General features: G+C 39.7%; 15 protein-coding genes. All 15 read right to left on the bottom strand.

Translation table 11 applies throughout. The features are described 5' to 3' along the window. Positions 1-2: 2 nt before the first annotated feature. Positions 3-692: a 50S ribosomal protein L3 gene (gene rplC / locus COMX_RS00430; RefSeq protein ID WP_034335758.1), complete on the bottom strand. Its 690-nt coding sequence runs from the start codon at positions 690-692 to the stop codon at positions 3-5. A 10-nt stretch (positions 693-702) separates the two neighbouring features. Then, positions 703-1,011 (bottom strand): 30S ribosomal protein S10, encoded by a 309-nt coding sequence (gene rpsJ, locus COMX_RS00425; protein ID WP_034335755.1) that lies wholly within the window; start codon positions 1,009-1,011, stop codon positions 703-705. A gap of 107 nt (positions 1,012-1,118) precedes the next feature. Then, positions 1,119-2,309 (bottom strand): elongation factor Tu, encoded by a 1,191-nt coding sequence (tuf, locus tag COMX_RS00420; protein WP_034335752.1) that lies wholly within the window; start codon positions 2,307-2,309, stop codon positions 1,119-1,121. A gap of 68 nt (positions 2,310-2,377) precedes the next feature. Further along, positions 2,378-2,854: a 30S ribosomal protein S7 gene (rpsG, locus tag COMX_RS00415; protein WP_034335749.1), complete on the bottom strand. Its 477-nt coding sequence runs from the start codon at positions 2,852-2,854 to the stop codon at positions 2,378-2,380. 14 nt (positions 2,855-2,868) lie between these two features. Then, positions 2,869-3,240, bottom strand: coding sequence for a 30S ribosomal protein S12 (gene rpsL, locus COMX_RS00410; protein ID WP_003621118.1), 372 nt, complete (start codon positions 3,238-3,240; stop codon positions 2,869-2,871). Positions 3,241-3,648: 408 nt separating this feature from the next. Next, the gene (gene rpoC, locus COMX_RS00405) at positions 3,649-7,881 is read right to left on the bottom strand and encodes a DNA-directed RNA polymerase subunit beta' (RefSeq protein ID WP_034335746.1); all 4,233 of its coding nucleotides are present in this window, start codon (positions 7,879-7,881) and stop codon (positions 3,649-3,651) included. An 83-nt stretch (positions 7,882-7,964) separates the two neighbouring features. Beyond that, complete coding sequence (gene rpoB / locus COMX_RS00400; protein WP_034335743.1) at positions 7,965-12,137, bottom strand: DNA-directed RNA polymerase subunit beta; 4,173 nt, start codon at positions 12,135-12,137, stop codon at positions 7,965-7,967. 273 nt (positions 12,138-12,410) lie between these two features. Further along, the gene (gene rplL / locus COMX_RS00395) at positions 12,411-12,779 is read right to left on the bottom strand and encodes a 50S ribosomal protein L7/L12 (RefSeq protein WP_034335740.1); all 369 of its coding nucleotides are present in this window, start codon (positions 12,777-12,779) and stop codon (positions 12,411-12,413) included. Between the two features lie 92 nt (positions 12,780-12,871). Then, positions 12,872-13,390 carry a 50S ribosomal protein L10 gene (gene rplJ, locus COMX_RS00390; RefSeq protein ID WP_034335737.1) on the bottom strand — a complete coding sequence of 173 codons (519 nt, stop codon included), beginning with the start codon at positions 13,388-13,390 and terminating at the stop codon, positions 12,872-12,874. A gap of 275 nt (positions 13,391-13,665) precedes the next feature. Then, positions 13,666-14,361, bottom strand: a complete 696-nt coding sequence (gene rplA, locus COMX_RS00385) for a 50S ribosomal protein L1 (protein WP_034335735.1) — start codon at positions 14,359-14,361, stop codon at positions 13,666-13,668. A 3-nt stretch (positions 14,362-14,364) separates the two neighbouring features. After that, positions 14,365-14,799, bottom strand: coding sequence for a 50S ribosomal protein L11 (gene rplK / locus COMX_RS00380; protein ID WP_034335732.1), 435 nt, complete (start codon positions 14,797-14,799; stop codon positions 14,365-14,367). A gap of 204 nt (positions 14,800-15,003) precedes the next feature. Beyond that, complete coding sequence (locus tag COMX_RS00375; protein WP_034335730.1) at positions 15,004-16,515, bottom strand: efflux transporter outer membrane subunit; 1,512 nt, start codon at positions 16,513-16,515, stop codon at positions 15,004-15,006. Then, positions 16,515-17,765, bottom strand: coding sequence for an efflux RND transporter periplasmic adaptor subunit (locus COMX_RS00370; protein WP_034335727.1), 1,251 nt, complete (start codon positions 17,763-17,765; stop codon positions 16,515-16,517). Before COMX_RS00370 ends, COMX_RS00375 begins: the two co-directional genes overlap by 1 nt. Continuing rightward, positions 17,765-20,914 (bottom strand): efflux RND transporter permease subunit, encoded by a 3,150-nt coding sequence (locus COMX_RS00365; protein WP_034335725.1) that lies wholly within the window; start codon positions 20,912-20,914, stop codon positions 17,765-17,767. Before COMX_RS00365 ends, COMX_RS00370 begins: the two co-directional genes overlap by 1 nt. A 346-nt stretch (positions 20,915-21,260) precedes the next feature. Continuing rightward, positions 21,261-24,593, bottom strand: a complete 3,333-nt coding sequence (locus COMX_RS00360; RefSeq protein ID WP_034335723.1) for an AsmA-like C-terminal region-containing protein — start codon at positions 24,591-24,593, stop codon at positions 21,261-21,263. Positions 24,594-24,622: the final 29 nt, after the last annotated feature.

Below are 24,622 nucleotides of genomic sequence, written 5' to 3'. Positions count from 1 at the left end.
CCTCAACCTTTCTCTGCAACCGTAGCTAATGCAGCAGGAAACGGTGCATCCGCATGACGGGCTTTCTTGATCGCATCACGTACGAGGACAAAGCCATTCTTTGCACCAGGCACTGAACCTTTTATCATGATCAAATTTTTCTCAACATCTACAGCAGCGACTTCTAAATTTTGAGTAGTGACTCTTTCATCACCCAAATGTCCTGCCATCTTCTTATTTTTAAAAGTTTTACCAGGATCTTGACGATTACCCGTAGAACCATGAGAACGGTGACTAACTGAAACACCATGGGTCGCTTCCAAACCACGGAAATTCCAACGTTTCATCGCACCAGCAAAACCTTTACCTTTACTGGTTCCCGTTACGTCAACTTTTTGACCAGCCACAAAATGAGCTGCAGTCAATGCTGACCCTGATTCAAGTAAAGCATCTTCTGAAACTCTAAATTCAACAAGCTTCTGTTTTGGCTCAACTTTTACTCGTGCAAAGTGACCACGGTTTGGCTGACTAACATTCTTAACTTTAGCTTTACCAATACCTAGCTGAACAGCTGTATAGCCGTCACGGTCTTGTGTACGAGTATCTACTACTTGCACTTCATCTAAGTGCAATACAGTGACTGGCACATGAGTGCCGTCCTCTTTAAATAGTCGGGTCATCCCCAACTTTTTTGCGATCAATCCTGTACGCATCGTCTGGACCTTATAGCTTTATCTCGACATCCACGCCAGCGGCGAGGTCAAGTTTCATGAGAGCATCCACGGTCTGCGGGTTAGGCTCAACAATATCTAACAAACGTCGGTGAGTTCTAATTTCGAACTGTTCACGACTCTTCTTATCGATATGAGGAGAACGGTTAACTGTAAACCGTTCAATACGCGTTGGTAAAGGAATTGGTCCTCTTACCTGCGCCCCCGTACGCTTCGCTGTATTTACAATTTCTTTAGTGCTATTGTCAAGCACTCTGTAATCGTAAGCTTTCAGGCGAATACGGATATTTTGGCTTTCCATTTTCTATTTGCCTAATCATAATAACGGATCTAAAAAGCCAGACCCTAATAGCAACAAGATTCCCAGCCAGAAAACTGACTGAGAATCCAAACTTAGTGAGCTACGAGTTACTCGGTGATTTTAGCAACCACACCAGCTCCAACTGTACGTCCACCTTCACGAATAGCGAAGCGTAGACCTTCGTCCATAGCAATAGGAGCAATCAATTCAACATCCATTGCAGCGTTATCACCAGGCATTACCATTTCAATGCCTTCTGGTAAATGAACAACACCTGTCACATCAGTTGTACGGAAGTAGAACTGAGGACGATAGTTTGTAAAGAATGGTGTATGACGTCCGCCTTCTTCTTTTGTAAGAATATAAGCTTCTGCTTTAAATTTATTGTGTGGTTTAATACTTCCTGGTTTAGCAAGAACTTGACCACGCTCCACATCTTCACGTTTTGTTCCACGAAGAAGTGCACCAATATTATCGCCAGCTTCTCCACGATCAAGAAGTTTACGGAACATTTCAACACCAGTAACAGTTGTTTTTGTTGTAGGATGAATACCTACAATTTCAACTTCTTCACCAACGTTAACTTCACCGCGCTCTACACGACCTGTAACAACTGTTCCACGACCAGAAATAGAGAACACATCTTCGATTGGCATCAAAAATGGACGATCGATAGGACGTTCTGGTTGAGGAATATATTCATCAACTGCATTCATCAAATCGATAACACGGTTTTTACCTAATTCAACATCACCATCTTCAAGTGCTACCAATGCAGAACCTTTAATAATGGGGATATCATCACCAGGGAAATCATATGAAGAAAGAAGTTCACGAATTTCCATTTCAACCAATTCAAGAAGCTCTGGATCGTCAACTTGATCACATTTGTTCATGAAAACAACAAGTGCAGGAACGCCAACTTGACGTGCCAACAAGATATGTTCACGTGTTTGTGGCATTGGACCATCTGCTGCAGACACAACAAGAATAGCACCATCCATCTGAGCAGCACCAGTAATCATGTTCTTAACATAATCGGCGTGACCAGGACAGTCAACGTGAGCATAGTGACGTTTTTCAGTTTGATATTCAACATGAGCTGTTGAAATGGTAATACCACGAGCACGTTCTTCAGGTGCTTTATCAATCATATCGTATGCAGTAAATTCTGCACCACCAACTTCTGCCAATACTTTTGTAATAGCAGCAGTTAATGAAGTTTTACCATGATCGACGTGACCGATGGTACCAATATTACAGTGCGGTTTATTCCGCTCAAATTTAGCCTTTGCCATTCTCTCTCTCCGTTTGCTTGGACACTTCCAAGACCTTCGGTTAAAAGGTTAACCTAAACTCAGTTCACTTACCAGCGATAATGACTGAAAGCTTTATTTGCTTCAGCCATACGATGAGTATCTTCTCGTTTTTTTACAGCGGATCCACGATTATTCACAGCATCCAACAACTCGTTAGACAGTCTTTCTTCCATGGTGCTTTCACCACGTTTACGAGACGAATCAATTAACCAACGAATGGCCAATGCTTGGCGTCGATCTGCACGAACCTCAACAGGCACCTGATAAGTTGCACCACCTACACGGCGAGAACGAACTTCTACAGCTGGCTTTACGTTATCTAAAGCTTCATGAAATAAACGCACTGGATCTGCTTCTGCTCCGCCACGGGCACGCAATGTTTCCAATGCTCCGTAAACGATTTTTTCAGCAATCGATTTTTTTCCATCGTACATCAACGCATTCATAAAACGCGTGATGACTATATCACCAAATTTAGGATCGGGAAGTATCTCACGCTTAACTGCGCGGTGTCGGCGACTCATGCCTGTTATTCCTCTTATTTTGGACGTTTAGCACCATACAAAGAACGACGTTGACGTCTCTTTGCAATACCTTGTGTATCCAGAACACCACGTAATATATGATAACGTACGCCTGGCAAATCTTTAACACGCCCGCCGCGTATCAAGACCACACTATGTTCTTGCAAGTTATGACCTTCACCAGGAATATAACTCACCACCTCGTAACCATTTGTCAGACGTACCTTTGCAACTTTACGCAATGCTGAGTTAGGCTTCTTAGGTGTTGTTGTATAAACACGAGTACATACCCCTCGTTTTTGCGGACATCCCTGCAAAGCAGGAACCTTATTGCGCTTGGCAGCAGGTTCGCGGCCTTTAGCGATTAATTGGTTAATGGTCGGCATTCGCCTTTCCCGATCCTTACTATTTCTAGGTTAAGCAATTTTATATCTATTGTCTTAACGGTCATTTACAACACTCTTGCATCTAATATAAAACCAGATACTTCTTACTGAATACATCTAATATAAAAAATTGAAAAGTTTTTTCTCAAAACTTTATTTTTATAAAAAATACATTTAATTCAACGAACAATGATGCTTTATCTAACACAAACCTTTAAAATTTGCAAGATAAAAAAATTATCTTTAAAGACGGCAAATTATCAAAGGCTTTGTTAGAAACAAAGCATTTTATTTCCGCCAAAAGACGGAAATAACCCGTATTTTAATTTGTTGGATAAGAGAATCCCCTCATCCAACAAATATGAAATTAATAGAATCGTTCCTTAATAACCTATTTTATAGATTATGTCACTCTTCCATTTCATTTTCTTGTGCAGTAGATGAAATATCAACAGATTCTCTAGATTGTATTTGCTTACGAGCATCTGCCAATCTCTGCTTGTCACGTGAATACGCTAATGCACGGAAGCGATTCATAACACTTCCTGTTCCTGCTGGAACCAAACGACCAACGATTACGTTCTCTTTTAGCCCCGCCAAGTTATCAATCTTACCCGCAGACGCAGCTTCAGTTAAGACACGTGTAGTTTCTTGGAACGATGCCGCAGAGATAAATGATTTCGTTTGTAACGCCGCTTTGGTAATCCCTTGCAAAACAGGAGAAGCAACGGCAGGACGCTCATTTGCGTTCATACGTTTAGTATTCTCTTGCTCAAACTCAAGACGATCAATAGTTTCACCAATAAGGTACGTTGTATCACCAGGATCGGTGATTTCTACCTTTTGCAGCATTTGACGAACGATAACTTCAATGTGCTTGTCGTTGATCTTCACACCTTGCAGACGGTAAACACTTTGAATCTCATCAATCAAGTAATCTGACAGCGCTTCTACACCCATAACTTTCAAGATATCATGAGGCACACGAGGACCATCGACTAATGGATCTCCTCTACGTACAAAGTCACCTTCTTGCACAGAAATATGCTTACCTTTTGGAATAAGATATTCTGTTTCTTCATCAGTGTCTTCATTACGAACGACAATACGGCGTTTGGCTTTATAATCTTTACCAAATTCAACAATACCATCATTTTCGGCGATAATAGCATGATCTTTCGGACGACGTGCTTCAAACAGTTCGGCAACACGTGGTAAGCCCCCTGTAATATCACGGGTCTTCGAACCTTCACGAGGGATACGCGCTAACACATCACCTGCGTTGACCTCAACGCCATTCTCAACAGACAGCAATGAATCTGGAGAAAGGAAGTAACGTGCTTCATTTCCATTCGCAAGCTTCATTACTTCGCCATTAGAATCATTTAGTTGTAATCTTGGGCGTAGGTCACGAGATTTGCTGGTTTGTTTGTAATCCACCACCACTTTAGAAGACAAGCCTGTGACTTCATCCATACGTTCAACCAACGTAATACCTTCAATCAGATCTTGATACTCAATTGTTCCTGATTTCTCGGTAATAATCGGAAGGGTATAAGGATCCCACTCTGCCATTTTTTGATTACGTGTAACCTTAGCTGCATTTTTAGCCAGTAATCTTGCACCATAAGGAATACGGTAACGAGCGCGTTCTACTTTATTTTCATCCAATAAAATAATTTCACAGTTTCTGGACATCACAATATCAAAACCTTGACTGTTTTGAACTACATTCAAGTTAAGAATTTTAATTGTCCCATCACGTGAAGCCTCGACCATTGACTGTTCTGCCCCTCTTTGAGCAGCCCCACCAATATGGAAAGTACGCATGGTTAGCTGAGTTCCAGGCTCGCCAATTGACTGCGCTGCAATAACACCAACAGCCTCACCAATATTTACGGGTGTTCCACGAGAAAGATCACGTCCATAACAATGCGCACATACCCCAATTTGGCTATCACATGTTAAGACAGAACGTATCATTACACTTTCAACGCTAGCTTTCTCAATGGCTTCAGCTTCTGATTCTTCAACCAATGTATTGCGAGGATATAAGACCTTGCCAGATGAAGGATCAAGAACATCAGCAGCCAAAGTACGTCCTAAAATACGCTCTGACAGAGATGAAATTACTTCACCACCATCCATCACAGCACGCACTGTCAATCCGCGTTCTGTTTCACAATCTTGATCAATAATAATACAATCTTGTGCCACATCAACCAGACGACGTGTTAAATATCCAGAGTTCGCGGTTTTCAACGCAGTATCAGCAAGACCTTTACGAGCACCATGGGTAGAAGTAAAGTAATCTAGAACCGACAAGCCCTCTTTAAAGTTTGCAATAATCGGTTGTTCGATAATCTCACCAGACGGTTTAGCCATCAAACCACGCATACCCGCCAACTGTTTCATCTGAGCTGGTGACCCACGAGCCCCAGAGTGACTCATCATCCACACAGAATTAATACGTTGACCAGGTTCAACACGTGAAATCTCTTTCATCATCGCAGCCTGAACTTCGTCAGTGCAACGAGACCAAGCATCAACAACTTTATTGTAACGCTCACCCGCAGTAATCAAACCATCTTGATATTGTTGTTCGAATTCTTTGACCTCAGCTGTGGTTTTGGCAACCAATTCCTTTTTCTCGTCAGGAATGATCATATCATCCTTACCAAAAGAAATCCCCGCCTTAGCAGCATAAGCAAATCCAAGACCCATCATACGATCAGCAAAAATAACGCACTCTTTCTGACCACAATGACGATAAACCATATCGATAATATCAGAAATGGATTTCTTGGTTAATTGTTGATTAATTAAGTCAAAACTGATCGCTGGATGCTTAGGTAGTATCTGCGATATCAACATACGACCCGCAGTGGTAATCACACGTTGAGTAACAGAGTTACCTTCAGCATCTTTGGTCTCATATCTTGTACGAATTTTATCGTGCAATTTAATTGCTTTTGCCGATAAAGCATGCTCAATCTCACCGATATTAGCAAATACAGGAGCACCTTCTTTAACAAAATGACCCTCAGCATCATATTCAGATTGATCTAGTGTTAGTTTATATTCAGGAATATCTAAACTCAGATAATACAAACCTAAGACAATATCTTGTGAAGGCACAATAATTGGCTTACCACTTGCAGGACTGAGAATATTATTCGTAGACATCATCAAAACGCGTGCTTCTAATTGAGCTTCAAGGCTCAACGGAACATGCACAGCCATTTGGTCACCGTCAAAGTCAGCGTTAAATGCGGTACAAACTAATGGATGTAATTGAATAGCTTTACCTTCAACCAATATAGGTTCGAAAGCTTGAATACCCAAACGGTGCAAAGTAGGCGCACGATTTAACATTACGGGATGTTCGCGAATAACTTCTTCAATAATATCCCAAACTTCTGGACGTTCTTTTTCAACCATACGCTTTGCAGCTTTAATGGTTGTTGCATGTCCATATTTTTCAAGTTTAGAATAAATGAAAGGCTTAAATAACTCAAGCGCCATCTTCTTTGGCAAACCACATTGATGCAGCTTTAACTCAGGTCCCACCACAATAACGGAACGACCAGAATAATCAACACGTTTGCCAAGCAAGTTTTGACGGAAACGACCTTGTTTCCCTTTGAGCATATCTGCTAAAGATTTCAATGGGCGTTTATTTGCACCAGTAATTGCCCGCCCTCTGCGTCCATTATCAAATAATGCATCCACAGATTCTTGTAACATACGTTTTTCGTTACGAACAATAATATCTGGCGCGCGAAGCTCCATCAATCGTTTTAAGCGGTTATTACGGTTAATCACGCGACGATATAAATCGTTCAGATCAGACGTTGCAAAACGACCACCATCCAATGGAACCAAAGGACGTAGTTCAGGTGGAATAACAGGAACAACGTCCATAATCATCCACTCTGGACGACAGCCACTTCCTGCAAACGCTTCAACCAATTTCAAGCGTTTAACGAGCTTTTTACGTTTGACTTCTGAGGTTGTTTCTTTGAGTTCAGCACGCAAATCAACTTTATCAACATCGCAATCAATGTTAATCAAGATTTTCTTTACAGCTTCAGCACCAATGCTGATCTCAACACCTTCATGCCCGTATTCATCCATAGCATCAAGATATTGCTCTTCTGACAACAAACTATATTGTTTTAGTGGAGATGTTCCAGATTCCAAAACAACATAATTTTCAAAATAGAGAACACGTTCCAAATCTTTTAAAGTCATGTCGACCATCAGGCCAATACGACTTGGTAAAGATTTTAAAAACCAAATATGTGCAACTGGACTGGCCAGTTCAATATGCCCCATACGTTCACGACGTACTTTGGCAAGCGTAACTTCAACACCGCATTTTTCACAAACAATACCACGGAATTTCATCCGTTTGTATTTGCCGCACAAACATTCATAATCTTTGATAGGCCCAAAAATACGGGCACAGAATAGTCCATCTCGTTCTGGTTTAAATGTACGATAATTAATGGTCTCTGGTTTTTTTACTTCACCATAAGACCATGACCGTATTTGCTCAGACGAGGCTAATTGAATTTTAATTTGATCAAACGTCATTGCTTGGCCTGATTGACCAAGAATTTTCATAAGTTCATTCATTCGCCATAAACCCTTTGGGGGATTGAGGTGCCATTAACACAGCACCTCTTTAATAAAAATACTTACAAACTAAATTAAATTGCTTATTCAGCGCTTTGTTCTAGTTCAACATTCAAACCGAGCGATTTCAGTTCTTTAATCAATACGTTAAAGCTTTCTGGAATACCTGCTTCAAAGTCATCTTGGTCTTTGACAATCGCTTCATAAACCTTTGTTCTACCTGAAACGTCATCGGATTTAACCGTTAACATTTCCTGTAAGGTATATGCAGCACCATAAGCCTCAAGAGCCCAAACTTCCATCTCTCCGAAACGCTGACCACCAAATTGAGCTTTACCGCCCAATGGTTGCTGCGTAACCAAGGAATACGGACCAATAGAGCGCGCATGGATCTTATCATCAACCAAGTGATGCAATTTAAGCATATAGATATAACCAACCGTAACAGGACGTTCAAAAACTTCACCTGTACGACCATCAATTAATGTACTTTGCCCAGATGTATTTAATCCTGCTTGGGTCAACATTCCTTCAATATCAGGAATACTGGCGCCGTCAAACACAGGGGTCATAATTGATACACCCTTGCGAATATCATTGCAGAATTCAATCAACTCACTATCAGAAAGATCAACAATTTTTTCTTGATAGGTTGCTTCACCATAGATTGTTCTTAAGCGATCTAAAAGCTCCTGCTTTTTCTCACCTTGACGAACATAATCATCCACGACTTGGCTGACTTGTTTACCAATATTGGCACAAGCCCAACCTAAATGTGTTTCTAAAATCTGACCTACGTTCATACGTGAAGGCACACCCAGTGGGTTCAACACAAGATCAACAGAAGTTCCATCTTCAAGGAATGGCATATCTTCAACAGGAACAACACGGGATACAACCCCTTTGTTACCATGACGACCCGCCATCTTATCCCCTGGTTGTAATTTACGCTTTACCGCGATGAAAACTTTAACCATTTTCATCACGCCAGGAGGAAGCTCATCACCACGTTGTAATTTTTCAACTTTGTTATTGAAACGCGCTTGAACACCGGCAACTTCACGATCAAAGTCACGCTTAACAGCTTCGATATTAGCCATTACTGCATCATCAGCAACAACAATATTACGCCATGCACCACGTGGATGTTCAGACAATACATCGACTGTTAATACAGTTCCTGATTGAATACCTTTGAATCCGATACCAGCTGTTTGATCAAGTAAGTTTTCTCTTAAACGATTATAGAATGAGCGTTCTTGAATAGCCAATTCATCATCACGATCTTTACTCAAACGTTCAATTTCTGCACGTTCAATCGCCATTGCACGTTCATCTTTGTCGATACCACGACGAGAGAATACACGAACATCAACAATTGTACCACTGGTTCCAGGAGGAAGTTTTAAAGAAGTATCACGAACATCTGAAGCTTTTTCACCAAAAATAGAACGAAGAAGTTTTTCTTCTGGTGTCATTGGACTTTCACCCTTAGGGGTGATTTTACCAACTAAAATATCTCCAGGATTAACTTCCGCACCGATGTAAACGATACCTGCTTCATCAAGATTACGAAGCGCTTCTTCACCAACATTTGGAATATCACGCGTAATTTCTTCTTGGCCCAATTTGGTATCACGAGCCATAACTTCAAATTCTTCAATATGAATTGAAGTAAACACGTCATCACGAGCAATACGTTCAGAGATTAGAATTGAATCTTCAAAGTTATATCCATTCCAAGGCATAAATGCGACCAGAACGTTACGACCAAGTGCTAATTCACCAAGCTCAGTTGATGGACCATCAGCAATAATATCGCCTGCCTGAATCTGATCTCCAACATACACAAGTGGACGTTGGTTAATACATGTAGATTGGTTAGAACGTGTATATTTACGCAAGCGATAAATATCGACCCCTTGTGTCGAACCATTTTCATCTGTTGCACGAACAACGATACGTGCACCATCGATTTGATCAACAACACCACCACGTTTAGCAACGATCGTCGCACCAGAATCACGCGCAACTGCGGCTTCCATGCCAGTACCAACCAATGGCGCATCAGATCTAATCAAAGGCACAGCCTGACGTTGCATATTTGAACCCATCAATGCACGGTTCGCGTCATCGTTTTCCAAGAAAGGAATAAGTGCCGCAGCAACAGACACCAATTGTTTTGGTGAAACGTCACAAGCTGTTACATCTTCAGGTTTAACCAATTGGAAGTCACCACTCTTACGAACAGAAACAAGTTCATCGGTCAAATTACCTTCAGCATCTTGTTTTGCATCAGCTTGAGCAACGATTAACTTGTCTTCTTCCATTGCAGACAGATATTTCCATCCATCTTGCAATTTACCATCTTGTACCAAGCGATAAGGTGTTTCAATAAATCCGTATTTATTAACCTTAGCATAGGTAGATAAAGAGTTAATCAAACCAATATTTGGACCTTCAGGCGTTTCAATTGGGCAAATACGGCCATAATGCGTTGGATGAACGTCACGAACTTCAAACCCAGCACGTTCACGTGTTAAACCCCCTGGCCCCAAAGCTGACAAACGGCGTTTATGGGTGACTTCAGACAGTGGATTTGTTTGATCCATAAACTGTGACAACTGAGAAGAACCAAAAAATTCTCTAACCGCAGCAACAGCAGGTTTTGCATTTATCAAGTCGTGAGGCATAACGGTATCAATATCAACTGACCCCATACGCTCACGAATAGCACGTTCCATTCTCAACAGACCGAGTCGATATTGATTTTCCATCAATTCACCAACGGAACGTACTCGACGATTACCAAGGTTATCAATATCATCGACACTACCTTGACCATCTTTTAATTCGCACATAATTTTAATCGTACGAAGAATATCAACTTTACGCAAGACGCGGATCGTATCATCACCTGGAACACCTAAACGGATGTTCATTTTAACACGACCAACAGCTGACAAATCATAACGGTCATAATCAAAAAATAGACCGCGTAATAAAGATTCTGCAGTTTCAGCAGTTGGCGGCTCACCAGGGCGCATAACACGATAAATATCAACCAAAGCATCGTCTCTGGAGGTATTTTTATCTGTAATTAATGTGTTTCTAATCCAAGGTCCTGTTGCATTGTCAACAGCCAATGTTGGAATTTCATCCAATCCCAATTCTTCGAATCTGTCTAATGTGGCTTCTGTGAGCTCTTCACCAGCCTCAGCGTAAATTTCACCGGTATTTTCATTAACCAAATCATGAGCAAAATAACGACCTAATAGCTCTTCTCTACGAACTAAAACACTTTTAGTTTTTTCAGCAATCTTGCGAACTGTTCGTGCTGTCAACTTCACATTAACATCGGCTACAACTTCACCTGTATCAGCATCAACTAGAGGTGCTAACAATTTCATATTACGAAATGCATCAGGTTCAAATGCACGCGCCCAACCACCATCAATCTTTTTAAAAGAGATGGTATTATAAAAATAAGAAAGAATTTCATCATCGTCCATTCCACGCATTGGAATGGAATCTATATCCCCACCTTCTTTTGCTTTTGCATCACGCAGAGCAATAGAATTTTCACCTTCTAAAGCATACAACAACGTTGTAATTGGGAATTTTCTTTTACGATCAATACGAACGTAAATTAAATCTTTACTATCAAATTCAAAATCCAACCATGAACCACGATAAGGAATAATTCTTGCTGTAAATAAGAACTTACCAGAAGAATGCGTCTTACCACCATCATGATCAAAAAACACACCTGGACTGCGGTGCATTTGTGATACGATGACGCGCTCTGTACCATTTACGATAAAGGTACCATTTTCGGTCATTAAAGGCATGTCACCCATATAAACGGGTTGCTCTTTAATATCACGAATTGAACGTGACCCTGTATCTTCGTCAATGTCCCAAACAATCAAACGAAGGACAACTTTTAAGGGTGCCGCATAGGTCAATCCACGCTGAAGACATTCCTCAACATCATATTTCGGTTCTTCAAATTCGTAATTTACAAATTCGAGACGGCCATTACCTGCAAAATCATTGATTGGAAAAACCGAACGAAATACCTCTTCCAACCCAATTAATGTACGGTTCTCTGGCTTTACATCACGTTGTAAAAAAGCCTCATAACTCGCCCTTTGCACATCAATAAGATTTGGCATCGGTGCGATTTCTGGAATCCGTCCAAAAGTTTTGCGAATGCGCTTGCGTCCCGTGAACGATTTGCTTACCGCGTTCATCGTGTATTGTGCCCCATCGCTTGTTGCCAAATATACTTGCTATTTCAAACTAAATCAAAACAAGTAATTGGCTAATGATAACTAAATATAACTCTTAACCAACAGAGTTACGCCTACCCCTAAACCATTAGGGAATCATACTTTATCCAAGCCGTTAAAGAATCTTTCTCTTTAACGACCAAGCAGGCGGATCCCCAAAGCCTGGGTTCCGCCCTACCATAATCTTAAATCCAACGATATAGAGAAGTCCCTATAAACGTCTGATTCATAGCATTATTTAAATTCGACAGTAGCACCTTGTTCTTCAAGGGTCTTCTTAATTTTTTCAGCTTCATCTTTATTTACACCCTCTTTAAGGGTTTTTGGTGCGCCTTCAACTAAATCTTTAGCTTCTTTCAAACCAAGACCTGTAATTGCGCGAACTTCTTTAATGACGTTAATTTTTTTGTCACCAGATTTAGCAAGAATTACATCAAATTCTGTTTTTTCTTCAGCAGCAGCAGCAGGAGCAGCAGCAGCAGCAACAGCAACTGGAGCAGCAGCAGAAACGCCCCATTTTTCTTCTAACATTTTAGAAAGCTCAGCAGCTTCCAAAACGGTTAATGCAGATAATTCGTCAACAATTTTAGCTAAATCAGCCATGATATCTATCCTATTTATATACTATTAAGTGTCTTAATACAAATTTACTAAACATTTAGCAAATCAATAAAAATAAAAAAGCTTAGTCAATCCTAAGCCGCTTCACCTTTGTCCGCATAAGCGCCAATAACCCGTGCCAATTGTCCAGCAGGAGCTTGAACAACACCAGCAATACGTGTAGCAGGTGTAGAGATAAGTCCAACCAGCTGTGCACGCAAGACATCCAATGAGGGTAGTTCAGCCAGAGCTTTAACTTGATTTACATCAAGCATTTGCCCATCTAAATTACCACCAAGAATTTCAAGTTTATCATTGGTTTTGGCGAACTCGACGGCTACTTTCGCAACTGCAACTGGATCTTGTGCCCAAGCAAGGGCAATAGGGCCAGTTAACAATGGGGTAATACCTTCGAATGGGGTACCTTTAGCGGCGAGGGTGACCAAGCGGTTTTTTCCAACTTTGTAAGTTGCATCAGCAGCGCGCATACGACGACGCAAATCTGTAACAGCAGCAACATTCAATCCTTTGTTACGAGTAATAACAAGCATTGACGTATTTGCGAAAACAGATGCCATGGAAGCAACAAACGCTCGTTTTTCCGTGCGGTCCAAATCCCGTCTCCATTTTGATCAGTCAATAGTGACTTTTCAGGTTGCCATTTAGATTGTATTTTAAATTACAATCCGGTTCGCCTGTCCTAAAACGGTAACACCAGCATATAAACAGATTAAAAAATCTAAAATATACTAGTCCCGCCTCCCGTTCGCAGTAATAAAACTTTTAAAACTTCAGTCACGTACGGTCTTGGACAGGTTCAGAGTAAATTTCTTTACTCTATATATTCATTACCTTGTATTTTACAAGGTAATGATAACTCTATATCATATTAACCAGCATTAACGCTAGCAATATCAATTTCAATTCCAGGGCCCATTGTTGAAGAAAGATAAATCTTTTTCATATATGCGCCTTTTACACCTGTTGGGCGAGCTTTTTGCACAACATCAACAAATGCACGGATATTTTCAAGTAAATTTGTTGAGCTAAAAGATGCTTTACCAATACCAGCATGCACAACACCGCCTTTTTCAGCACGATATTCTACCTGACCTGACTTAGCTGCAGTGACTGCACCTTTAACATCCATGGTCACCGTTCCCAATTTAGGGTTTGGCATCAAACCACGCGGACCAAGCACCTTACCCAAACGACCTACGAGGGCCATCATATCTGGTGTTGCAATACAACGATCGAAATTAATTTCACCAGCCTGGATTTTTTCTGCTAGATCTTCATCACCAACAACATCAGCACCAGCTGCTTTTGCTTCTTCAGCTTTCGCACCACGAGCAAAAACACCAACGCGTAATGTTTTACCAGTACCATGAGGAAGAGACATTAAACCACGAACCATTTGATCTGCATAACGAGGATCTACACCCAAGTTAATTGCAATTTCAATCGTTTCATCAAATTTAGCTTTAGCATTACCAACAACAAGAGCAATCGCTTCTTGTAATGTGTATACTTTATTGCGTTCTAAAGTAGCATGAGCCGCAGCAAGACGTTTATTTTTAGCCATGTCTTAAGACTCCTCTACTTTAATGCCCATTGAACGCGCTGAACCAACCAACATACGAACTGCGCCATCGACATCATTCGCATTCATGTCTTTCATTTTTTCAGCAGCGATTTCACGCAATTGACTTATTTTAACGGTACCAACAGTTGCACCTTTACCAATTACAGCTGCGCCTTTTGATACTTTAGCTGCTTTAAGCAAGAAATAAGTATTAGGTGGTGTTTTTGTGATAAAGCTGAATGTACGATCTGCATATGCTGTGATCACAACAGGAATTGGCATTCCTGGCTCTAGGTTTTGTGTCGCAGCATTGAATTCTTTACAGAATTGCATAATATTCAAACCACGTTGACCCAACGCTGGACCAACTGGTGGGGATGGATTCGCCTTCCCCGCAGGAATTTGTAACTTAATGTAGCCAACAATCTTTTTGGCCATATCCGGGTCTCCTTAATAAAATCTACCCAGACCGCGGTTCACACGAAAACCACAAGGAAAACAAATTTCTCCTTGCAATTCATCTCCCGCGTTCCGATGAGAACTTGCATTTTTCTTATTTTTTTAGATTTTTGTCAAGATTTTATTTTTATAATACTCAAATAATACCTTAATAATCTAAACAATAACACATCAACATCTTTACTACTTATCCAGATTATATCCTAAACCGCTATATTGAAACACACCAATCGATTCCAATTTTTTGTGTGGCAGCTCTTGAGCATCCCATCCACCACCTAAAGCGGTAATAAGACCAACAGATGCTTGCATTAATCTAGTTTTACTTTCCACTTCAGCAATTTGAGCACTTAATGCAGCAGTCTGTGCGGTAACAACATCTAGATAATTCGTAAGGCCACCTGTATATAAAGACATCGCCATCCCCTGCGTGCGCAACGCGGCTTCAGATGCTGCTTTATTTTCTTTTTGTTTTTGCAACATTTTTTGAGTAAGGGTTAAATTATCTGCAACTTCTTTAAACCCATTTAGTACAACAGAGCGATAATTGTCTCTAGTTTGACGGTATTGAGACCAATTTCTTTGCAATGTTGCTCTACGTAATCCTCCTTGGAATAATGGTAAAGTAGCTTTTACTGCAGCTGACCACATACTATTGGGTAAATTTGCAAGCCCAAAACCACTATCCTCAAAACCGCTTAAGGCATTAATGGTAATATCAGGGTAAAAAGCTGCTTTTGACACACCAATCGCGCGATTAGCTGCTGCCATTTGACGCTCGGCGCTGGCAATATCAGGGCGACGTTGTAATAAAGCCGACGGAACCCCCAAAGGCACATTAGGAACTCGCATTACATCGTTTGATCTTACAGGAGCAATATGAAATCCCATAGGAAACTCATTAACTAATACTGCAATCGCATGCTCTGTAATATCACGTTGAGCTTGTACATCAGTTTGTTGCGCCTTGGTCATTTCCAACTGATTTTCGGCCCTTGACACATCTATGCCTGCGGCAATTGCTCCCATTTCTCGCATACGAGTTACATCGACAGCTGCTTCAAAATATTTAATGGAATCTTTTAAAACTTCATTTTGCGCATCATAGCCTCGTAAAATCATATAATTGCGCGCTAACTCTGCTTGTAAACTTAACTTTGCGGCTTCATAATCAGCAGCACTAACTTGAGCCAAGCTACGTTGCATTTTTATCTGGTTGCGAATTCTTCCCCACAAATCCACTTCCCACATTGCAGAAGCTTGATATTGAGCATTATTCTCTGTGATGGGACCATTACTGGTAGCGCTTCGAAATAAACGGTTGTGAGACTGTTTATACTTTCCTCCCCCTGCCTCAAGGCTAAGATTAGGGTATAACTGTGATTTAACCTCACTTAACAAAGCTCTACTTTGCATAAACGTTTCTGCTGCAGCTTTAAGATCTGGATTACTCTTATTAAGCTGATCTTCTAACTGATTTAAAATAGGGTCATTAAATACAGTCCACCATTCCCCTTTGGGTATTTGATCAGCAGGTTGTGCAACATAAAAAGGTGCTGTGCCCTGCCACGTATCAGGCAAAGCATATTTAGGTTGTTTATATTCTGGGGCTAAATCGCAAGCGCTTAACAAGAATAAACCAGAAATTAAACCGACAATAGATCGAGTGAATTGCACCTTGGCATGAATTAACATTATTGTTGCACCTCAACTGGCTGCACGGCATTTTTCTTTAAAGAATCATTTTCATGTTTTAATGTCGGTTGCTCAGTATTCTGAAAATCATCATTATACCCAGGTGTGCTGTCAACCAACTTTACCAATTGCCCATCCATTAACCCTGCTGAGGGATTATTCACAATGCGATCTGTTTTGGTAATCCCCGATAGAATTTGCACCGATTTACCCAAATTATTTCCTAATTGCACATTATGCATTCTAACGCGATTATCAGGGCCAACCACCGCAACCTGCATTCCCTGAGCCCTAAAAATTAATGCTTGTTGCGGTAAAATAAGAATATTAGGATCAGCTGGGGCAACAAAATGAACATTCACAAATGTTCCTGGCCATAATAAATGGGAGGCATTATCAACGGTCAACTCTGTTGTAACTGTTCTTGTCGCCGTATTGAAAGCACGAGCAGATGTTAAATAATTAGCTTTAAATATTTTTCCTGGATATTGAATAGCACTGAGTTCAGCCTTTAACTCTGGTTTCAAAATTGATGCATAATCTTGAGGCACATCAACAAAAACGCGCAAACGTTGAATATCTGCAACTGTAAATAGTTCGGTGGCCTTGCCATGCCGACTTAAATCACCATTATCGTTTACAAAATCTCCAATATCCGTCAGACGTGAAGTTACCACACCATTAAAAGGGGCTCGGATACTTTTGAAGGCCTGTAAAGCTGCATAACGTGCAACTTCATGTTCTGCCGCATCAACCAAAGCATCTTGCACCTTGGCATTAGCTGCCTGCACATCAACCTCTTGTTGTGAAACAGCTTTTGTTCCAGAAAGCGCTTTCCACCGCTGTGCGGTAACTTTGGCCAGTTGGTATTTAGTCTGAGCAACTTTAAGGTTCGCTTTGGCTGCTGCATATTCGGCATCAAGGCCTGGAGTATCAATGGTTGCAAGTATGTCTCCAGCTTTTACATCTGCGCCAAAATCTTTATGCCATTGTTGCACATATCCTGATACCTGCGCATAAATAGGGGCTTGATACCAAGCCGTTACATTCCCAGGCAGGGTTAAATTACGCACCGTCGGACCTGTTTGTGGAGTAACATATTGCACACTAGGTATTGAAGCCTCTTTGGACTCTTTGGTCAATTCATGCACATGATGCTGGCGTTGAATAATCTCTAAGCCTGTATAAATCACAGCACCAATAGCAATTATCGCAAAAACTGTTTTTATTTTCTTTGAAAAACCGGCCATTATACAGTTTCCTTTTTCTGGCGATAATAAACAAGAGCAAAGACACAAGGTACGAAAAGTAAAGTTGCTATAGTCGCAACGCTTAATCCCCCCATCACCGCTCTACCCAATGGTGCGTTTTGGGTATTGCTAAGTGACATAGGCAGCATTCCAATAATCATTGCCAAAGCTGTCATTAAAACGGGTCTGATTCGCCCATATCCAGCTTCGACGGCCGCCAGCACTGCGTCCCCATGCACCGCCAAACGCTCTCTTGCAAAAGAGACTACTAAAATCGAATTAGCCGTTGCAGTTCCCATACACATAATTGCCCCAGTTAATGCAGGAACTGATATGGAGCTGTGGGTTATAAATAAACTCCATGCGATGCCTGCCAATGCGCCAGGTAAGGCCATGATAATCACAAACGGATCAAGCCAAGATTGAAAATTCACAACAATAATTAAATAAACTAACAAAATTGACATCGCCAACCCACCAATTAACTGAGAATAAGCATTATACATTGTTGTTGCTTGTCCTCGAATAGCAATGGTAGAACCCCTGGGTAACTGAGAGTTTAACTCTTGAACCACTTGTTTAACATCAGCAGAAACTGCCCCAAGATCACGTCCATCATTACTGGCGTATATTTCAAAAACAGGCATAATATTATAATGAGAAACCTCGCCCCCTGTTCCTGTCTGAGAAATATGACTTAACGATCCCAACATTTGCATTTTAGTTTTTCCTGAGGCTCCTTCAGGTCCGTTCACAGGAATAGTTTCCAAATCATTCATTGTTTGCATTTCAGATTGAGGGGTTTGGATATTAACCAAATGCGATACCCCAGTCTTTGGGTCAAGCCAATAAGTCGGTGCTGTTTGACCACTTCCAGACAAGGTTGCTAAAGCGTTATTAGCAATGTCGGCCTCAGTTAACCCCGTACTTAATGCGAAAGTCCTGCGTGTATTTATCATTAAGGTTGGTGTTGTCACTGTTTGTTGCACACGCACGTCAGCAATGCCAGGAATACGTTTTAATTTTGAAGCCACTAATTTCGCATATTCATAATTAGCAGCAAGCTTACGCCCAACTATTTGTACATTAATCGGTGCAGGCAAGCCAAAGTTCAAAATTTTAGCGGTCATATCCCCTGGCATAAAAGCAAAATCAGTTCCTGGAAATTTGTCACGTAACCCTTTACGTAGAATTTTACGATACTCCGCAATTGGGGAAGCAGAATTCTTTAATGAAATGGTTAAATCGCAATCTTGAGAGCCAATCGTTGGAGTAGGAATAAAGGCTTGATTTAAACTGCTAAATGGTAGACCACAATTATTAACAATTCCCTTGACTTGTCCTGGTAATAATCTTTCGATTTCTTCATTAACCAAATACGAGATCTTACCTGTTTCCTCAATACGCGTTCCTAATGGTGCGCGCATATGTAAGTCTAATTCAGCAGATTTAATCTCAGGAAAAAAGTTCTCTCCAACAAAATAAAGTAACCCCATTGAAGCTAGAGAAAACACAAGAAAGCCAGCAATAAATCTTTTGCGAATAGAAACCAAATGTTCTAGTAAAATTTTATAATTTTTTCTAAATTCTTCAAATTGAGTATCAAAACCATTTAAAAATTGTTGAAATTTGGAAATTTTACGATTGGGATTTTCATGCTCTGCAATTTGACCTGGCAAGAGATAGTAGGCCATCGTTGGAACCAAGGTTCTGGATAAAATAAACGAGGCTAACATTGCAAAAATAATTGCTTCTGCCATAGGCATAAACAACCATCCCCCAACCCCAGTTAATTCAAATAATGGAAACCACACAACACAAATACACAGTGTAGAGACGAAGGTTGGAATAACAATTTGATTAGCAGCGTCCACAATCGCATCATAAAGATTTTTTCCCATCTCTAAATGCGTATCAATATTTTCAATCATTACCGTGGCATCATCAACCAAGATCCCTACGGCTAATGCCAAGCCACCCAAAGTCATCACGTTAATTGTTTGTCCCGCAAGATCCAGCCCAATTAAGGATGTTAAAATAGCCAACGGAATTGAGGTCGCAATAATCAAGGTAGATCGCCACGAACCTAAGAATAAGATCACCACAATACTGGTTAATAAAGCAGCAATGACCATCTCATGAACAACATCTTCTACCGACTCTTTTACAAAAGTAGAAGCATCAGAAATAATATCTATTTTCACACCAGGAGGCAGTGTTTTTTCAACTTTGGGTAAAAGCCTTTTAATGTCAGAAACGACGTTTAACGTTGAAACATCCCCCGTCTTCATCACTACCATTAAAATGGCTTTGTGCCCTTTGACCAAGACCAAATTCGTTTGTGGAGCCCCCCCTCTATGGACCCAAGCAACATCTTTTAAATAAACTGTTGCATTACCAACTTGCTTAATCGGAATATTATTAAACTTTTCGATCTCTCTTGGGGTTGCATTGGTTTGCACCATAAAATCGACGGCACCAATTTTTTGATCCCCAGCAGGCAATACAATATTTTGTTGGTTTAAAGCATTTCCAATATCTGTCGCTGTTAATCCGTAAGCCAGCAAACGTTTTTGATTAAGAGAGACCTGCACATTATTTGCTGTCCCTCCATAAGGGGAAGGCAACGCTGCCCCTGCCACCGACACCAAAGAAGGACGAATAAGATTTGATGCCATATCATAAAGCTGAGATCCTGTAATTGTCTCAGAAGAAATTTTCAACATTAAAACAGGAACAGAAGAAGCATTGTATTTCAAAATTAAAGGCGGCGTAATGCCCTTGGGCATTTGCTTTAAAACAGTCTGAGAAACAGAAGTAATTTGCGTTTGTGCTTCAGCAATATTCGTACCAGGCTGAAAGAATATTTTTACAATTCCACGACCATAAAAAGAGTTACTTTCAATATGTTCAATATTATCAACCGTCGATGTCAGGGCTCTTTCGTAATAATAGGCCACACGCCCAGACATATCTTCGGGCATCAATCCATTATAGTTCCAAACAACAGCCACAACGGGAATTTTAATATCTGGGAAAATATCCGTAGGGGTTCGAAATATAGTAAGAACACCAAATACCACTATTAAAATTGCCAAAACAACAAAAGTATACGGACGTTTCAATGCCGTAATAACAATCGCATTCACGTAACTAAATGCTCCATATTTTTAATTTGATAATCAATAATCTTTACACAAACTGAAGTCGTTGTTGTCTAATATTTTATAAGCTCTATATATCATATTATGCAAAAAATCAGTTACCACGACAAAGATAGTTATGAATGAAAATAAATAATAATATTTATTTATTGAATTTTTATTATAATAAAGAAAATATACCTTAATTAAGGCCGGATTTCCTCACTATAGATCAAAAATTATTAAGTGTAGATTAAGGCAGCATTAAGGCAGATCCAATAACTTACTATAATTTTAAACCCTTTTAATCTGTTTACCTCTTTGTAATTCAACATTAAACTTAACCATTAATTCAAAATAATTCTCGCAAAGCCCCTGGAGTTAAAATTCTAGATGGATGAATATCAAATTGAGGGTCTTTGAAATTGCCGTCAATGTCAAAAGGAATAGCAATAAATCCACCACCCTTTTCAGGGCTAAACCATTTGCCAACACCAGGTATAATACCAAAAAGCTTATTCACGGCATAAGCAGGTACAATCGTTCCATTTAAATCTAGTTTGGCTTGATCAAGATTAATCTCACCTTGTAGTGTCGCCCCTAATTCTGAATTATGCACCAATCCATCTTTGACCGTTAGAACACCATCATTCAAAAATAAATCGGTTTTAATTGTATCAAGTATAATTTCTTTATTTTTTCTACTTTTAAATAACCCATAAATAGAAGCATCACTTAACCTTCGCATTGCCAGTGGTGCATTTTCCAAAACAACATTTTTTATATTTATCGTGCCATCAAAAGGTGCAGAAGGTTTTGCATCATCAAATCGTCCTTTAAAAACAACCTTCCCTCCCTTAAGCTCTGTTGAAACACCAATCGTTTGTAAAATACGTCCAAAGTCTTGTGACTCAAGGTGAAAATAGCGATTTTTACCTTTAGGAATTAATGAAGCTGTCAACAAAAAGGGTTTGCGCATTCCATAAGATAAACGCATTAACCGCACTCCATTATACTCCATATATGTCGTAACACTGCTCAAGAACTGATCTTTATGGTAATAAATCTTTTGGGCTTGTAAATTAACAATCCATTTACGCCCTCTAGGTCCTGAATACCGACCCGTCGCCGCAATCGGTAATTGATATTGATCTTTGGCTTTTACTTCTGATTTGGCTTTCGAACTTATTTTTTTATCTTTTTCAATATATTTCCCAACAAAGGGAGCCGCATCTAACGCATCCGCTTTTACAGAAAGGCGAATATCCCCTTTTTGTGGATTATCAATTGACTCTTTGGTCATTGGCACATTCAAAACAGCCTGTCCCACGGAACGTCCAATATGAAAAGATGTAATATTTAATTGTTGAGGAATATGATTAACTACATCTATATTCGCAGTTAATGAAAGGTCTTTACCCTCGGCATGAACATTGCGTATAGCCATCAGTTTACCCTGATCCAAAGCAATTTCGCCAACCATTTGCGCAGGTTGTTCGATCTCTTTTTTCCATATAGGAAGTAAAATAGCTGCACTATATAAATCAAATTTTAAATTAACCATTGATTTACCATCATGACGTTTTTTATACCCTACAAAAAGCAATGCCTTCCCCATAAAATCACCAGAAGTATCAAATTTCATTTGTTTTAGATATTCTGGCGTAATATCCAACTTTGCTTGAGCGGTTTCTGTAATTGTTTGCTCATTTTTATGTGAAAATTTCTGCATATATTTCAATGATACTGGAAAAACTGAAAAAATACCTTTCCCCGTTAACTCTAAATGTTCTGTATCAACATCTATCGTTAAAAAAGCATCTTTAAGATCTTTATCTAAAGCTACATTATCTATATATGCATTGCGAATTTCATTATGTCCATGAATACCAATTTGCTCTATTTTAACCTTTTTCTTTAAGGGAAGTTCAACTTTTAACGTTGTTTTTACGTCTCCACTAGGATGTTTAAAAGGTAAAGGATGTCGGGATAATAAACGTAATCTGGGCTCATATAAGAGAGAAATAACGTCTTGTAATTTACCTTGAATATCAGCAGTAATAATTCCTGTTTCTTGATGGTTATCAAGCCCTGTAATCCACATATCCCCTTTGGGAACATAAAGCTTGTGATAGGGTTCAGTTGGCTTGTTGTGTGGATACACGACCTGATATCCGTCTTTGAGTTGAATATAAATACGACTTGGATCAACAAATTTTAATGAAGCACTCATATCTTTCAAAGGCGGTGCTGGGCGTAACCAATGGATCTCAGCATGATCGGCCTTCTCTATGCCTCCGCCAAGATGTACCAAATCTAAATGCTCCCACCCCTTTTGACTTGCTAATCCAACTTCAATATTAAAATTTTTAACTGTTCCTGTGGTAATATTCTCTGTCACCCAAGCATGCGCACCTTTGGCAATACTCGCTGGCCAATAATTTTTGATGGTCGCAAAATCCAGCTCTGGGCTGTCTGCAACAAAATTTACTTTTACGTCTTTTGTTTTATCTATGCTAGACGCAAATAAAGAGCCTTTAAAGTGGAATAATGGACCACTTTTCGGTTGGGTTAAAGCTGTCGGAGAGCGCAACTGCAATGCTAGATCATCGATTGAAATATGAATAGGTTTTTGCACATCCATTGCAAAGTTTGCATGGATATTCGCTGTTACCGATGAAGGATATAATTCCTGTCCTTTGATGTTAATAGTACCTTCGCCCATATGAATTGCAAACTGAGCCTCATATGGCTCTATTGAATGCTGATTTTTACCAATTTTTAAATTAATATCTGCCATAACGGATATAGGCAAATCGATCTGTTTTAAGGCATGTAGAGACGGACTGATCCCCGAAAAATCTGCTGGATTAAAATCATTAATTTGTATGTGCCAATTTAATACACCCGTATTATCCAATAGCTGACGAGCAATTTCGATATTTTCATCAGCACCACTTTGTGCACTAAAACTCATACTATGGCCATTAATATCTAGTTGTGCCATCGCATGCCCAACTATACCAAGCGTGTTATTTACAAAAAAAGGCAAGATATTCATATCTATTTTTTGTAACTGTATAATTCTATTATCAATTTCATCAGTTAATTGAACATGACTATTTTTAATATTTATTCGATCTAAATGATGAAAATCAAAATGTAATCGAGAGTTAGACGAACTTGTTTTTTGATCAGCAATATCCAGCTTGATTTGCAAGTCTTTTGTTCTTCTTAATTGCAGTCTAGCACCAATAACCTCTAGAGATAACGGCTTTATAACACGATGAAATAAAGGAGATACTGCCAGCTTTATTTTTGCATATTGCACATAACCTTGCATCTGCGCTTTGTTATCTAAAATTTTTCCTTGTTGTAACTCTAATTGCAAAGGTGCAGAAAAACCCTGTTGACCAACAGGCCACGTTAAGACGAGTTTATCAAAATCAAGAATACCAGCAGGATGGCTCTTATTGATCCCTTTAATAATCGGTAATGGCAACCAATGTTTTACAAGAGGTGTGATATTAACTGGATTATAGGCAATATAAATCCCACCAACAATCACCATAAAACTGAAAAAACCAACCACCCCAAGAATAAGGAATAGCAACTTTTTCAGCCATCGTATAAAATAACTTTGTTGTTTTATTATTTGTGGTTCTTGTTCGGTATCTGATTGCATACTTTATTTAACTACTCATCAATGGCTTA

Source organism: Commensalibacter papalotli (ex Servin-Garciduenas et al. 2014) (assembly GCF_000527695.1).
Lineage (GTDB): Bacteria > Pseudomonadota > Alphaproteobacteria > Acetobacterales > Acetobacteraceae > Commensalibacter > Commensalibacter papalotli.
The sequence above is the reverse complement of the archived record's forward strand: the minus strand, read 5'-3'. Positions and strand labels throughout refer to the sequence as shown.